Raw genomic sequence first — 14,470 nt, forward strand, 5'->3', positions numbered from 1 at the left:
TATTATGAGTGGCAAGTTTGAGACAGAAGTAAAGGGCAGTGTGATAATAGCCCACTACGTGGGTGAAATGAGCAGTGAGTTGGTAAATGATTCTGCAACGCAGATAGAGCAGTTGTTAAATACAACAGAGGCAAATAAGATACTTTATGATACATTAAATATGTCAAAACCCCCGATGAAGCTTGCGCTTCAGATGAAGAGTTTTGATACCCGCATTAAGGATAAGGTAATAAAGAGCGCCACTGTTGTTCCAGGGGCTGCCACTGCACTTAAGGCATCTATTGCCTTTGTACTTTCAAAGCAGCACAAGGTGTTTCATAACGACTATGAGGGCGCTATTGAGTGGCTAAACACCTGATATGTTTTACAGTCTGCTCTAAATAAGAGGACGGCAACTGTGAAAGTGACTCTTAATGTTATAGCCGGTCCAAATACCGGAGAGAAGTTTTTCTTTACCGAATCGGATACTTTTTTGGTAGGCAGGTCAAAGAAGGCACATTTGAGGCTTGCCAAAAAGGATGATCTCTACATATCACGAACGCATTTCATCCTGGAGATAAGACGCAATGTCTGTTACATAACCGATATAAACAGTACAAACGGAACCCTTGTAAATGGCAGGAGAGTTGACAGAACTGAGCTTCACGACAAAGATGAAATAACAATAGGCAACACTAAAATAAAAGTGCTGATTGATCAGGATGACACACAGAAGTTCCACTACGTTTATTGTGCAGTGTGTCATGAAAACGTTGACCATGAGGTGGATGAAAGCATACCACAGACAGAGCGTAAATCGATGCACTACATATGTAATAGGTGCAGGGCGGAGTTGGCCGGTGGCAAAGTATTAAAAAAACACAGCGATTCACACAAACATTACCACTGTGTCAGCTGTAATTCCGACTTGACTGAGGCAGCAAACTCTGACGGCAGAGCCGATGAGTTTCAGGACGGTATGTATTTGTGTAATAACTGTGAGTGGAAGTGGCGTACAAAGGCTCCGATTTTTGATGCAGGGGAGGCTTATGTTGTTTTAAGCCAGATAGGCAGAGGTGCTATGGGCAGTGTGTATAAGATAGTTCAGGTAAGCACACGGCGTGTGTATGCACTTAAAAGGGTCAATATAGACGGCAAGAAAAACTTATCCGGCCTGAAGCTTTTTTCACGGGAGATGGATATTCAGGCCCGCCTGAATCATCCGTATTTGGTACGATACCTTGACAAGGGTGAGGCTGGGGATATGCCGTTTCTGATTAGTGAGTTTATGTCAGGAGGTGATTTGGGTAAACTTATAAAGACAACTCTTAAGGGCCCGTTGCCGCCCGATTTAGCCTGCAAGATAATAATACAGGTTTTGACAGGTCTTGAGTTTATCCACGGCAGCGGATATGTTCACAGGGACTTAAAACCATCAAATTACCTTCTGAACAAAATCCATACCGATGCTGGTTTAGTGGTAAAAATCACTGACTATGGCCTTGCTAAATCCTACGAGGAGGCAGGGAATTCACTGTATGATTTTACACAGACAGGAACCTTTGGTGGTTCTTTGATGTTTTTATCGCCGGAGCAGATTACAAATTATAAATCTGTAAAGCCTCCCTCTGATGTTTACTCAGCCGGTGTAAGCCTCTATTATATGCTGAGTGCTAAATACACCGTTAAGTATCCGCCTGAATCCAGCCGCTCAGGGAAAAAATGGAGACACCCTCTTGATATGGTCTTAGAGGACACCCCGATACCTGTTCAAGAACGCAACAAAAACCTTCCGGCAGCCCTGGCCGCAGTTGTTGATAAAGCGGTGTCAAAAGAAGAGCATAAAAGATTTCAATCAGCCTCGGAATTAAAAGAGGCGGTAGTGCAGGCTGCAAAGAAAGACGGGCTTAAAATAGTCTGATGAGAAACTGTATGCCGGCTATCCGGTGCGTGTCTGCTTCAGCTTCAGTTTCAACTGTTATTTCAATTCTAATTCAAAAGTATAACGAGGCGTCGATTGTTCCCAGCCGCCTCGTTACTCTTTTGATTGCCACTTGGCATTAATGAAAACCTGTACTAAAAAAAAGCTCAATCCATTTATGAAATTGGCGCTATGAATGAAAAAAAAACACGCGTTTATAGTAAGCTCTTACATACCGTTAAGCAAGCCGCAACACAACACCAGCCGGCTAATATCTAACTCTCAATCATGTTTTTTCTTTTTATGGTTCTTCTTTTTATCGTGCTTTTTCTCGGTATGGTTGTCATTCTCTAATTCTTTTTTTTTTCTTCATTGCTGAAGGAGGAATTAAGCACTTTTTTCCCTTCATCCAAAGTGGAAGCGATAGTGGTTTTAAAGCCGCTTATGAGTGTATTGCCTTTTTCCACAGCAAGGTTTAGTCTGTCCTCAGTTTCTTTAGACAGTGCTAAAATATCGGTCTTTACATGCTCAGGGACATCCTTAAGCTCTGTTTTGAATTTTTCCAACACACCTGGAAGCGTACCGTCAACTTTCTTAGCTATTGTGTTGACACTGTCAACCAATTCACCGTAGGTTTCTTTAATCTTTTCTCTGGTCTGTTTACCGGACTGAGGGGCAAGCACAAGTCCAATCACTGCTCCCATCATACTGCCTATTATCGTTGCTACTGCAATAAAGGCAGATGAAACCCCCTTTTCTCCCTCATTCTTCTTCATTTTGACCTCCCTTTTTCTTTAATCCTTTTATTAGCATTTCTATAGCCTTTTTGAGTAAGCCAAGCAGGCCTGTTGTTTGTGACATCAGATTAACTAAATAGCCTATAGAGTCCTTAAGTGCGCCGGAGAGTTTTCTTGCGCCCTCACCCAGCTCCCTCAGTGCTCCTACAAACTCTCTGAATCCGGCTATGACCTCATCTATTGTTTTCACTATGTTGTTTGCCGTCTTAACGGTTACCGTTACCTCAGACACGAGAGTGCCAAGAGACGTATCAGCTGTTTTTATCAACCCTGTCAGTGAACCAATCATACGGCTTATCTGAATTAGTATATGCACAACAAACGGAATCAGAACTGCCAGTAGCAGAAAAGAAAGCAGCAAAAAAAGCTTACTATCCATTTAAACATCCTTTAAAGCCTGTATTTGCCGTTAGCGTTATATTAGTTAACATTGTCTTCTATGTGCTGCCCTGAAGTTTCCGAGACATTTTCCACGGCATTCTTAGCGGCATCATCAATAGCCTTTATCAGAGAGTCGCCCACGTGTTCAACCAGTTCCTGAAACTTATTCTTTACCGGAGTAAATAAGTCTCTCTGTATATCGGTAAGGGTTTTCTTTCTGTCCTCAGGGCTCTGTGGCACTAAAAGCAGAGCAGCCGTTGCCCCAATCAGGCCGCCGAGAAACGAACCTAAAAACACATATCTCTTAACATCATGTCCTGTCTTGTGACTACCCATAACAGACCTCCACTTTTACAGATTTCAACCCCGGCGGTTTAACTCAACCACAAAAGCCCTCTAATCTGAGCCGCCGGTAAACTGTACCGGCTTTACCCTAACATATTTTTACTGTTTTGTCAATTACTGAAAACCGTCTCTGTGAACTGTTTTATTTATAGGCGGTACCGCCTCTGAAGCCTGAAAACAATGACGCAATCCCCTTTGGGCGTTCTTTAAGCCAGGGGCTTTCCCTGAGGGCTTTTACCATGTCGTTATAACCGTGCTCGGCACGCTCTCTGATAGAACTCTTAGAAAATTCACAGTCCTTAGTTGGTACTTCAAAGGCTGGAGCATCATAAACAATGTGCACAATATCAAATATTTTATCTCTGAGCATAAATTTCAGTTCTGCGTACGTGTCACTGTCAAGGTTGGCGTTGCCCAGCGCTTTGGAAAGTGCACAGGCAAGGTTATGGCGCTTATTGATGTATTTTATGTGGTCAAATGTGCGACTTGAGTACAGAATGTCTTTATACCTTGTCGTAACGTCATTCATATCCTCCGGTTCTTTCCCTATGGGGTTAAACAAGTCAATCATAAAGACCAGCATGTCCATGTCCGGTATGGCTTTGTATATACCCTTAAGTGGGGTATTGGAGATACAACCGCCGTCCCAGTAAAGGTCGCCGTCCACTCTGATTCCAGGAAAACCGGGTGGCATGGCACCGCTTGCCATTACGTGCTCGGGGCCGATTTTGTAATTATTGTCTTTGGCATGCCGGCTGTCAAAAAACTTTAGCACTGAGTCCTTTACGCGTACGGAACCCAGAAGAAGGCGTGTCTTACTGGTGTTGATTCTGTCAAAATTTACAAATTTCTTAAGTGTGGAGGCCAACTCCTCAGTGTCGTAGTAACTTGTCGCCTCAGTGGAGCCCACCGGATAGAACTGTGGTGCAGGCAGCCGTGGTGAAAAGAAATTAGGCTGGCCAAATAAAAACCCCTGTATTGAAGACAGTGTGTTGTGAAACCTCTTTAACTGTGTCCCTGCTTTTGCAAAACCGCTTACATCCGGCCATGCAATAGAATCCCAGAATCCGTAAAGGCTTTTAAGTCTGTCCTGTGGCTCATTGCCGGCTATTATAGCCGCCGTAAAGGCTCCTATTGAGATGCCGGAGACAACATCCGGCTCATACGAGCCCTCGGAAAGTGCCTTATATGCTCCTATATGATAGGCGCCCAGGGAGCCCCCTCCCTGAAACGCCATCCCTATACTCTCATACCCATGTTTTTTCACAATTTCACCTCGTTGCATTTTTTGTAATCATTTCCGCCCGCACTATTGTACCCGATTAAAAAATATTTTTTCAATATTGGTTTTTTCAACAGAGTTTAAGACTAAGTACAACGAAGGTTTCTTAGGAGTATCCGATGCCCGATGTGGCCGGACATTCCTTTAGTAAGAACTTAATATGGCAATAGACTCTTGTTGTCAATCCTGCGAAAGCAGGAATCCAGGTCCTTTGAAGATGTTTTTAAAGGACTGGATTCCCAATCAAGTTGGGAATGACAGAGAAGTGAGCTCTCGATAGGCTCAGCCCTTCGACAAGCTCAGGAGCACAGAATGACAGAGGAGTTGGCGGCATGATTTACACAAATAAAACGGTTAGTTGCTTGAAAAAAATCCTTCAAAAACAAGCACTTACGATGAGTTTCTTAGTAGTATAACATTAGAGAGGCTGATATTCTAGTGTCTAATTGCAGAAGTTTGCGATAGTTTTTCAGAGTTATATCCTTTTTATAATGGCTTGCAAAATTTTGTTGTCAATGAGTTTTACCTTTAAGGGCTGAGATTGCCACACCCCTTTGGGGTTCGCAATGACGGCGCTGGGCTGTGCGTTGACGTTTCTATCCGTCATTACGAGGAGCACAGCGACGTGGTAATCTCCTCTTTTAAAAAATTAATCAGAATTATTTGAAATATCTATTACTTTTGCAATTAGACACTAGTTAATCCAAATATCTCTTAAATCAACAACGACAGCCGAATACCTGCTGATGAGATGTTCTATAACCTTATCAACATCCTGGAAGTTGTGCAATCCAACAGTTGCCTTTAAATCCCCCACATTCATTATTGCTATGTAGTTTAACCTGACATTTTGTGTTTTCATAATTTTATATCGGTTTTTTCCGAGACTAGCTTAAACCTGACATTATGCTGGAACTAAACATCTGAAAAAAGTTTGGTTTTAGTACTTAATTCTTCCATTATTACTTTTATCCTTTTCCGCTAAACTGCTATAATAGCATTTTAAGCTGTACGATTTAAAAATTGCTTCACCGGAGGCATAAAAGTTGGAAATAGCGATAACCGGGCTTGTAAATTCCGGAAAGACTACTATATTTAATGCATTAACCGGCCTGAATCTGGAGACGTCCATATATCCGTCATCGCCCTCTGAGCCGCACCCGGGCCTTGTAAAGGTGCCGGATATCAGAATTGATGAGCTTTCTAAAATCTTTAAACCAAAGAAAATTACTTACTCCACCATAGAGTATAAAGATTTTATGGGGATTTCCAGAGGCGGCCTGCTTCAAAACAGAAAAGTCTTTGACGCTCTGAAAGACGCAGATGCTTTTGTGGAAACCATCAGAGTGTTTAAGGATGACTCGGTGGTTCATCAGGAAAGCACGGTTGACCCTGTCCGTGACGCCCTTAACGTTGAGATGGAGTTGATTTTTGCCGACCTTGACCTGGTTGAAAAACGCATAACCAGAATGGAAGACGGCTTAAGGCGTGGTAAAAAGCCTGATGAGGCGGAAATGAGGCTCCTTACCAGGGTCAGAGCACTGCTTGAGCAGGAAAAGCCCCTCAGGTCTGTGGACTTTACAGAGACAGAGCTTAAGGAGCTCAGGCACCTCCAGTTTGTTTCAATAAAACCAAAAATAATTGTTCTGAATATGGGTGAGGGCGACACGGAGCCTGCCGGCACAATATCTGAAATAAGCCGGAAACTCAACTTCCCCACTCAGTTTATAATACCTGTGTATGGTAAGATTGAAATGGAAATAGGGCAGCTGCCCCCGGATGAGGCAAAGGAGTTTCTTGATGATTTAAATATTGGTGAGCCTGCTCTTAAAAAATTAATAAGGGCAGGATATTCTCTGCTCGGACTTATCTCATTTTTAACGGTTGGGCCGGATGAGGTAAGGGCCTGGACTATTAAGCAAGGCAACACGGCTCTTGAGGCTGCAGGGAAAATCCACTCCGACATTGAGCGAGGTTTTATTCGGGCGGAGGTTGTCTCCTACACTGATTTTATGGCCGCAGGGTCTGTGGCGGATGCCCGTAAAGCCGGCACCGTACGCCTTGAGGGAAAAACATATCTTGTAAACGACGGAGATATTGTCAATTTCCGGTTTAATGTGTAAGATTTTTTCCGGCAACAATACCGGATTGCTTTTGCCAAACCATATGGTTTTAAGCTATAATGGCACTGCATGATTTGATGTAAATTAACAAGATGATGGTGTATCGGCAGCCTGAAACTGTCGGCTGGTAACTGTTTAACACCCAAAAGAGGAGTGTTGATGAAAGCACTGATTTTAACAAACGAGTATCCGCCTAATGTTTATGGAGGCGCAGGTGTACATGTGGAGTACCTCAGCCGCGAGCTCTCTAATATTATTGATGTAGAGGTAAGGTGTTTCGGTAATCAGGACTTTAGCAATAGTGCATTAAAAGTAAAAGGCTATGGTTTTGACCAAAAACTGTTTGACAATACTGACAAGCAACTGAAGTCGGTTTTTACCGCCCTGTACAACTGTGTAATGATGAATGCCGCCCCTGTGGATGCAGATGTAATCCACTGCCACACATGGTACACCCACTTTGGGGGAGTAACCGCCCGTAAATCCTACAATATTCCGTTTTTTATAACGACTCATTCCCTTGAACCCCTCCGGCCATGGAAACGAGAGCAATTGGGCTACGGCTATGACATGTCTGTGTGGATTGAAAAAACCGCCCTCAACATGGCCGACTCCATTGTCGCCGTCTCTGAGGGGATGAAAAATGACATTGTCAGGCTCTTTGACATAGATGAAAAGAAAATAACTGTAATATATAACGGCATAGATACAGAAGAATACAAGCCCACACAGTCTGAAAAAATATTAGCGGAGTACGGTATAGACCCAAATAAACCATATGTGCTTTTTGTAGGCAGAATTACAAGACAAAAGGGCATAATCCATCTGGTAAACGCCATCTCCCACATAAACGATGAGGCACAAATTGTGCTCTGTGCCGGAGCACCGGATACCCCTGAAATTAAAGCTGAAATGGAAGCCAGCGTTATGAAAATCCAGACAAAACGTAAAAATGTTATCTGGATTCAGAAAATGGTTGCCAAAGACCATATAATCCCAATTTACTCGCACGCATCGGTCTTTTGCTGCCCATCCATATATGAGCCGTTTGGAATTATAAATCTGGAGGCTATGGCTTGCTCAATACCGGTAGTTGCCTCTGCTGTGGGCGGCATTGTGGAAATCGTTGAGGACGGGATAACCGGCACTTTGGTTAAACTGGAACAACTTAAGGAATGTCCTTTTGAGCCGGTTGAACCGGGTGTGTTTTCAAAGGATCTGGCACAGGCAATAAATAAAATTCTTGACGATAAAGCACTACGGCTTGAGATGGGGCTTAAGGGCAGACAGAGGGCTGAGCAGCATTTCAGCTGGAAAACTATTGCACATGAGGTTGTTGATTTATATAAGAAGTTTATATGACAGACAAGTTTTTGTTTATTTTTCATTAACACTGAAAAACCGGTTGGAGGATTCAGGATGAATACTTTTTTTATAAAGCCGTTTGTGATAGAGGCGATAACGCCTGCCGTTGACGGTGGTAAGTTTCCAATAAAGCGTGAAGTGGGGGAAACTCTGGTAGTAAAGGCCGCGGTTTACAGAGACGGCCACGACCTGACAAGGGTTAACCTTAAGTATAAGGAAAAATATGGTGACAACACGTGGCAAAGTGTTGAAATGGAATCATTAAACCAGGGGCTTGATTTATGGCAGGGCTCCTTTATTTTAGAGAAAAACACAAGATACCTTTATACCATAGAAGCATACACGGACATTTACCAGTCATGGCTTAAGGATACAACAAAGAAACTTGCAGCCGGGGCGGATATAAGAAGCGAACTGGCAGAGGGTGAGATTTTCCTGACATCTCTCATAGACGAAAGTGTTCCCGACGATGAGAAATCCTACCTGAAAGGGATTCTTGTATTAATAAGCAAAAAGAAAAACCAGAAGGACAAGCTGACGATAATGTCCGATGCAGTGTTGACGGACTTTGTTACGATGTATGAGCAAAAACCCGATCTGACTGTCAACGAACCCTTCCTTGAGGTAATAGTGGATAGAGAGCGGGCGCGTTATGCAGCCTGGTATGAGATATTCCCGCGTTCTCAGGGCAACAAACCCGGCAAGAGTGCAACATTTAAAGATTGCATAAAGAGGCTTCCTGAAATAAAAGAAATGGGTTTTGACGTTTTGTACCTTACCCCCATCCACCCAATAGGGGTTACAAACCGCAAGGGGCCAAACAACAGTTTAAATCCCACCCCACAGGACCCGGGCTGTCCCTACGCTATAGGCAGTGAGCTGGGCGGCCATAAGGCAACAGAGCCGGGGCTGGGCACGATAAAAGACTTCACGGAGCTTGAAAAAGCCTGTAAAAGCATGGGAATGGAGATTGCATTGGACTTTGCAATTAACTGCTCCCCCGACCACCCATATGTTAAAGATCATCCGGAGTGGTTCTTTAAACGCCCCGACGGTACTATTAAATATGCCGAGAATCCCCCTAAGAAATATGAAGACATATACCCTCTTAATTTCTACGCCCCCGGAGATGCTAAAGATGCGCTTTGGGAGGAGATGAGAAGCATCCTTGAGTTTTGGATTAAGCACGGTGTGCGGATATTCAGAGTGGATAATCCACACACTAAACCAATACCGTTTTGGCAGTGGTTGATTACTGAGCTGCAAAGGGTTTACCCTGATGTGATATTTCTCTCGGAGGCTTTTACAAGGCCTCCTGTGATGAGAATGCTGGCAAAGGTGGGATTCACTCAATCCTACACTTATTTTACGTGGAGAAACTTTAAAGGTGAAATCACGGAGTATTTTACGGAACTGACGCAGTCGGAATGTGCTGAGTATATGAGGGGGAATCTCTTTGCCAATACGCCTGACATTTTGCCTCAGATTCTTCAAATTGCAGGCCGCCCGGCTTTTAAGATGCGTTTAGTGCTTGCCGCTACGCTGTCCTCTGTCTATGGCATATACAGCGGGTATGAACTCTGCGAAAATGCTGCAGTTGCAGGCAAGGAGGAGTATTTAAACTCCGAGAAGTATGACTACAAGGTTTGGGACTGGGACAGAGCCGGCAATATTAAGGATTTTATCACAAAAATAAATAGAATAAGGCGAGAAAACCCTGCCCTGCACCAGTATAAAAATCTGCGTTTTCATCATTGCGATAATGACAATGTTTTATTCTACGTAAAGACCACTGTGGATAATAAGAGCATTATTTTGTGCGTTGTTAATCTGGATCCCTTTAACACTCACAGTTGCAAGCTTACTATTCCTGTCGGGCAATTCGGCATTGCTTACGATGAAACCTACGAACTTCATAACCTTATAAACGGCGAACGTATGCTGGTTAAAGGGCAGGAGTACTTTGTCACTTTAAATCCCGACTGGGAACCTGCTTTTATATATAAGCTGACCCGCTGGGTTCATACGGAGGAAAAGTTTGACTATTTCAACATGTAAAGGTTTAGCGGTGCTGTACAGGTTTTTTCTTATAATCAAGGAGAAGGACTTTTATTCTTTTGCTTAATCATGCACTATGTCTTTCATGCACAGTGTTTTAGGGGCATAAGTGAAGGGTGTGTTTAAATATATAGCGGATATGGTGAGCAACAGCGGGTTGATTTTTGAGCTGACCAGGAGGGATTTCAAATCAAAGTATCTGGGCTCCTATCTCGGGCTCATTTGGGCTTTTGTTAATCCTGTAGTTTATGTCGTGATTCTGTGGTTTGTGTTTCATCTTGGTTTTAAAAGCTCGCCTGTTGAAAATTTTCCTTTTTTCCATTGGCTTATTGCAGGGATAGTGCCGTGGTTTTTTATTTCCGACAGTTTAGCCAATGCTACCCACTCTATTTTAGACTACAGTTTTTTAGTTAAAAAGGTTGTGTTTCGAGTTAGCATGCTTCCGCTTGTTAAAATATTATCAGCTCTGTATGTTCATTTGTTTTTTCTTTTTTTAGTTATTCTGATTTATTTTTTTTCCGGCTACAGTATCGGCCTGTATGTTCTCCAGATACCGTACTATCTTTTTGCCGCTATTGTGTTTGTTACCGGAGTTTCGTGGATAACCTCTTCTGTAACTATTTTTTTTCGTGACATGGGGCAAATAGTTAACATGCTCTTGCAGTTTATTTTCTGGTTGACACCGATATTTTGGCATGTTAAAATTATACCGGCAAAGTTTATATTGTTTTTAAAATTAAATCCGGCTTATTATATAATAAACGGATATAGAAACAGCTTGATAAACAATGTGTGGTTTTGGGAGGAGGGTATGCTCTCAATTTATTTTTGGATCGTTGCAACGTCTGTGTTTTTTTTAGGAGCCTTTCTTTTTAAAAGGTTAAGGCCTCATTTTGCGGATGTAATATAAAAGGCGATGGATACGCTTACGTTTAACGGAAACCCTGTGTTAACTGAAAACTCGCAGCTGTCCCGTGATTGTGCACTAACTGCTGAGGATTGCCGGTCAGGGGAGACGGCTATAAGGGCTGAGGGCGTCTCTAAGGTCTATAAACTCTATAAAAGAAAAATAGACAGGCTTAAGGAGTCAATTCATCCGTTTAGAAGAAAATATCATATGGATTTCTATGCGCTGAAGGATGTCTCCTTTGAGTTGAAAAAGGGACAAACTATAGGGATAATTGGGAAAAACGGGGCTGGGAAATCAACGCTTTTACAGATTTTGACGGGAGTACTTACACCGACCTCGGGCACTGTACACCGTTGCGGCAGAATATCTGCTTTGCTTGAGCTGGGGGCAGGTTTTAACTCGGAGCTTACCGGCCTGGAGAATGTTTATTTTAACAGCACTCTTATGGGCTATTCTAAAAAGGAAATAGACGAAAAAATAGACGATATAGTGAGTTTTGCCGAAATAGGGGACTTTGCCGACCAGCAGGTTAAGACATATTCAAGCGGGATGTTTGTGAGACTTGCCTTTGCTGTTGCGATAAACATAGACCCTGCGATACTCATCGTGGATGAGGCATTGAGTGTTGGAGATATCCGCTTTCAGCAAAAGTGTTTCAGGCGTTTCAGGGAATTTAAAGAGCAGGGAAAGAGCATAATATTTGTTTCCCACGATATGGGAGCAATCAAGAGCTTCTGTGATGTTGCGGTGTGGCTTAAGGATGGTTCCATATATCGTTACGGTGACCCTGAATTGGTAAGCAAACAGTATTTTTCCTTTATGTGCTACGATTCGATAACAGTGGAGGAAAACAGCAAGGGGATAGCCGGCGGCAATAATATCGACAAAAAGCAAAACGATATATACAGCAACGCCTCCTTGTGGGAGGACGTCACTGGATACTCGTCATTTGGTGAGGGTGGGGCGGAAATACAAAGGGTAACTCTCATCAACAGGACTACCGGACAGCGGATCGGCTCTTTAAGCGGGGGAGAGGACGTTCGTTTCATTATTGAAGCCAGAGTGGCAAAACCAATAGCTAATCCGGGCTTTGGAATAATCCTTAAGGATGTGTATGGTAATTTCATGTTTACACTTAACAATTACATGTATAACATCCCGATAAAACCGATTGGGCCTGCCGACAGAATCAGGGTAGAGTTTGACTTTGTGTTTCCAAAACTTAAAAACGGCCATTACACTTTTACGGCTTCCATATCTGACGGCACTCTTGAGACCCACATACAAAACCACTGGGTGCATGACGCCTATCTGGTACAGTTGGCCAATAACGATATGCGCTATAAGATGGGCTGTTACGTCATTCTGGACGATGTTGATATGAATGTTGTACCCGGATAGATATTTATTTCCAGCTCATATCTCCTTTAGAAGGAGTGTTGTTAAATAAAGCAGGTATGCCGGCCACAACGCCCTGGAAATGCAGCATAAGTGTCTATGCCGCTTGCGTTTACTTTTGAATTAGAATTGCAATTACTATGCCATAAATTTCCTGTGCCACAGCTGGAACATCAACAGTGTCCATATCTGATGAGTGAAGTTAGCTTTGCCCGCTATATGAGGAGCAGCGATTTTTGTGTAAAGGTCCAAGGAGAATATTCCCTGCTCTTTAATGTATGACGGTGAAAAATACTGATGCAGCAGTGGTTTTAACTTATTGCGCATCCATAACTCAATCGGTAAAACAAACCCCCTCTTACGCCCTGTTATGACCTCAGGGGGCAACATATCCGTAAGCAGTTTTTTTAAAAATGATTTCATCATGCCACCTCCGGTTCGTATCTGCGGAGACATTTTAAACACTGTCTCAATCAGTTCGTGGTCTAAAAAAGGCACTCTTGCCTCCAGTGAATGAGCCATTGAAAAACGGTCTGTAACAAGCAAAAACTCCTCCGGCAGCTGCAGTTGAAAGTCAATGTAAGCAACCCCGTTGCGGGCACTCTTTGTGCCAGATGCCCTCCGGAGATTTTCTATAAGCTGCTCTGTTGACTCATCAGCAGGGGCTTTTTTATCAAAAACAAGGGAATCCTTAGCGGCGTCTGAGAAGTACCTGTGATAAAAATGCCCAAACGGATAGTTTAAAGCATCCCGTATCTGTTTAAGAACATTTTGCCCTGCGCTGTCTCTAAGAGCTCTTAAATGCCTGTAAAGAGCGCTCCGTTCATATATTAAATACTTCTCATAATTACCAAACAGTTCATCCCCGCCGGTTCCGGTCAGGCAAACCTTTACGTCATTGCTGATTATTTTATACACGTACCATGATGGGAGACCTCCACCGTAGGGCTCATCGAGGTGCCAAACCATTGAATCAATGTCCTCAATCAACGTGTCACTCTCAATGGTTACTTCATGATGTATGGTGTCATATCTTTTGGCAACCATGGCGGCAAGTGGCAGCTCGTTAAGCTCCTTGCCCTCCTGCCCTGTAAAGCCAAAGGAGTATGTTCGCAAATTGCCGGCTCCGGCCTCAGATAAATGAGCTACGATTGCGGATGAGTCCAGCCCGCCTGAGAGCGAGCACGCAAGCGGCACATCGCTTAGTGTCCAGCGCCGGATTGCTTCTCTTAATTTTTCTTGCACTATCTCCAGCCACTGTGCCTCAGTCCTGTCCTCTGTGTTATTAACATCCAGCCGCCAGTACCGCTGAACGTCAAGACTCCTTGAACTGAGTGTGTATGTAAAAAAATGCCCGGCCGGCAGTTTCTTTATATCATTGAAAATGCTGTTTGGCGCCGGTACAAACTGTAAGCTGACATAGTGGTAAAGGCTGTTAAAATCTATATCTTTTGATACATAGTCAAGAGCTAAGAGGGATTTTAACTCCGAGGCAAATGAAAAGGCGCCGCCTTTGAGTGTATAATAAAAGGGCTTTATGCCGACCCTGTCCCTTGCCCCGAAGATTACACCTCTTTTTTTGTCATATATAACAAAGGCAAACATCCCGTTAAGTTTGGACAGCATCTGTACAGACATGTCCTGGTAGAGTGTAAGGAGCACTTCAGTGTCTGAGTTTTTTGTCGTAAACTTATATCCACGACTCTGCAGTTGAACTCTCAGCTCGGGGGAGTTAAATATTTCACCGTTAAATACTATGGTGTAGTTTCCGGTCTCATCGGTCATGGGCTGCTTACCGTGTGCTATGTCAATGATGGCAAGGCGGCGCATAGACAGATACACCAAGTTGGCGTTGTCGGCATAAGTACCCTCATCGTCGGGGCCGCGATGAGCCTGAAGTGCGTTCATTTT

13 protein-coding genes are annotated in these 14,470 nt (G+C 43.3%); 7 read left to right on the forward strand and 6 right to left on the reverse strand.

Annotated features, from left to right (window positions below):
• The first annotated feature begins 4 nt into the window (after positions 1 to 4).
• Complete coding sequence (locus H7844_00845; protein ID MEO5355829.1) at positions 5 to 358, forward strand: STAS/SEC14 domain-containing protein; 354 nt, start codon at positions 5 to 7, stop codon at positions 356 to 358.
• Between the two features lie 39 nt (positions 359 to 397).
• Positions 398 to 1,900 (forward strand): serine/threonine-protein kinase, encoded by a 1,503-nt coding sequence (locus H7844_00850; GenBank protein ID MEO5355830.1) that lies wholly within the window; start codon positions 398 to 400, stop codon positions 1,898 to 1,900.
• 350 nt (positions 1,901 to 2,250) lie between these two features.
• Here the strand turns inward: H7844_00850 and H7844_00855 are convergent, their stop codons facing one another.
• The 5 genes from H7844_00855 to H7844_00875 all read right to left on the reverse strand — a co-directional run bounded on the left by H7844_00855 (position 2,251) and on the right by H7844_00875 (position 5,567).
• The gene (locus tag H7844_00855; GenBank protein ID MEO5355831.1) at positions 2,251 to 2,676 is read right to left on the reverse strand and encodes a YtxH domain-containing protein; all 426 of its coding nucleotides are present in this window, start codon (positions 2,674 to 2,676) and stop codon (positions 2,251 to 2,253) included.
• Entirely contained in the window at positions 2,663 to 3,076 is a 414-nt protein-coding gene (locus H7844_00860) for a DUF948 domain-containing protein (protein ID MEO5355832.1), read from the reverse strand. The genes H7844_00855 and H7844_00860 overlap by 14 nt, the downstream gene beginning before the upstream one ends.
• Before the next feature lie 41 nt (positions 3,077 to 3,117).
• Entirely contained in the window at positions 3,118 to 3,414 is a 297-nt protein-coding gene (locus H7844_00865) for a hypothetical protein (protein ID MEO5355833.1), read from the reverse strand.
• Positions 3,415 to 3,565: 151 nt separating this feature from the next.
• On the reverse strand, positions 3,566 to 4,690 hold the full coding sequence (locus tag H7844_00870; GenBank protein MEO5355834.1) for a patatin-like phospholipase family protein: 1,125 nt from the start codon (positions 4,688 to 4,690) through the stop codon (positions 3,566 to 3,568).
• A 709-nt stretch (positions 4,691 to 5,399) separates the two neighbouring features.
• A complete protein-coding gene (locus tag H7844_00875; GenBank protein MEO5355835.1) occupies positions 5,400 to 5,567 on the reverse strand; it encodes a hypothetical protein in 168 nt (55 codons plus the stop codon).
• Between the two features lie 184 nt (positions 5,568 to 5,751).
• Between H7844_00875 and ychF the strand changes: the two genes are divergently transcribed.
• The 5 genes from ychF (at position 5,752) to H7844_00900 (ending at position 12,562) form a co-directional block, all read left to right on the forward strand.
• Positions 5,752 to 6,828, forward strand: a complete 1,077-nt coding sequence (ychF, locus tag H7844_00880) for a redox-regulated ATPase YchF (GenBank protein MEO5355836.1) — start codon at positions 5,752 to 5,754, stop codon at positions 6,826 to 6,828.
• Between the two features lie 159 nt (positions 6,829 to 6,987).
• Positions 6,988 to 8,190, forward strand: coding sequence for a glycogen synthase (glgA, locus tag H7844_00885; protein MEO5355837.1), 1,203 nt, complete (start codon positions 6,988 to 6,990; stop codon positions 8,188 to 8,190).
• 57 nt (positions 8,191 to 8,247) lie between these two features.
• Entirely contained in the window at positions 8,248 to 10,251 is a 2,004-nt protein-coding gene (locus H7844_00890; GenBank protein MEO5355838.1) for an alpha-1,4-glucan--maltose-1-phosphate maltosyltransferase, read from the forward strand.
• A 118-nt stretch (positions 10,252 to 10,369) separates the two neighbouring features.
• Positions 10,370 to 11,161 (forward strand): ABC transporter permease, encoded by a 792-nt coding sequence (locus tag H7844_00895; protein ID MEO5355839.1) that lies wholly within the window; start codon positions 10,370 to 10,372, stop codon positions 11,159 to 11,161.
• Positions 11,162 to 11,167: 6 nt separating this feature from the next.
• Positions 11,168 to 12,562, forward strand: coding sequence for an ABC transporter ATP-binding protein (locus H7844_00900; protein ID MEO5355840.1), 1,395 nt, complete (start codon positions 11,168 to 11,170; stop codon positions 12,560 to 12,562).
• 135 nt (positions 12,563 to 12,697) lie between these two features.
• On the opposite strand, the gene asnB is transcribed toward H7844_00900, so the two are convergent.
• Positions 12,698 to 14,467, reverse strand: coding sequence for an asparagine synthase (glutamine-hydrolyzing) (gene asnB / locus H7844_00905; protein ID MEO5355841.1), 1,770 nt, complete (start codon positions 14,465 to 14,467; stop codon positions 12,698 to 12,700).
• Positions 14,468 to 14,470: the final 3 nt, after the last annotated feature.

This window comes from Nitrospirae bacterium YQR-1 (genome assembly GCA_039908095.1).
Lineage (GTDB): Bacteria > Nitrospirota > Thermodesulfovibrionia > Thermodesulfovibrionales > Magnetobacteriaceae > Magnetomonas.

Excerpts from the sequence above, each read along its gene's own strand:
- H7844_00845 (MEO5355829.1), top strand. The coding sequence starts at position 5 with ATGAGTGGCAAGTTTGAGACAGAAGTAAAGGGCAGTGTGATAATAGCC.
- H7844_00855 (MEO5355831.1), bottom strand. The coding sequence starts at position 2,676 with ATGAAGAAGAATGAGGGAGAAAAGGGGGTTTCATCTGCCTTTATTGCA.
- H7844_00860 (MEO5355832.1), bottom strand. The coding sequence starts at position 3,076 with ATGGATAGTAAGCTTTTTTTGCTGCTTTCTTTTCTGCTACTGGCAGTT.
- H7844_00865 (MEO5355833.1), bottom strand. The coding sequence starts at position 3,414 with ATGGGTAGTCACAAGACAGGACATGATGTTAAGAGATATGTGTTTTTA.
- H7844_00875 (MEO5355835.1), bottom strand. The coding sequence starts at position 5,567 with ATGAAAACACAAAATGTCAGGTTAAACTACATAGCAATAATGAATGTG.
- glgA (MEO5355837.1), top strand. The coding sequence starts at position 6,988 with ATGAAAGCACTGATTTTAACAAACGAGTATCCGCCTAATGTTTATGGA.
- H7844_00890 (MEO5355838.1), top strand. The coding sequence starts at position 8,248 with ATGAATACTTTTTTTATAAAGCCGTTTGTGATAGAGGCGATAACGCCT.
- H7844_00900 (MEO5355840.1), top strand. The coding sequence starts at position 11,168 with ATGGATACGCTTACGTTTAACGGAAACCCTGTGTTAACTGAAAACTCG.
- asnB (MEO5355841.1), bottom strand. The coding sequence starts at position 14,467 with ATGAACGCACTTCAGGCTCATCGCGGCCCCGACGATGAGGGTACTTAT.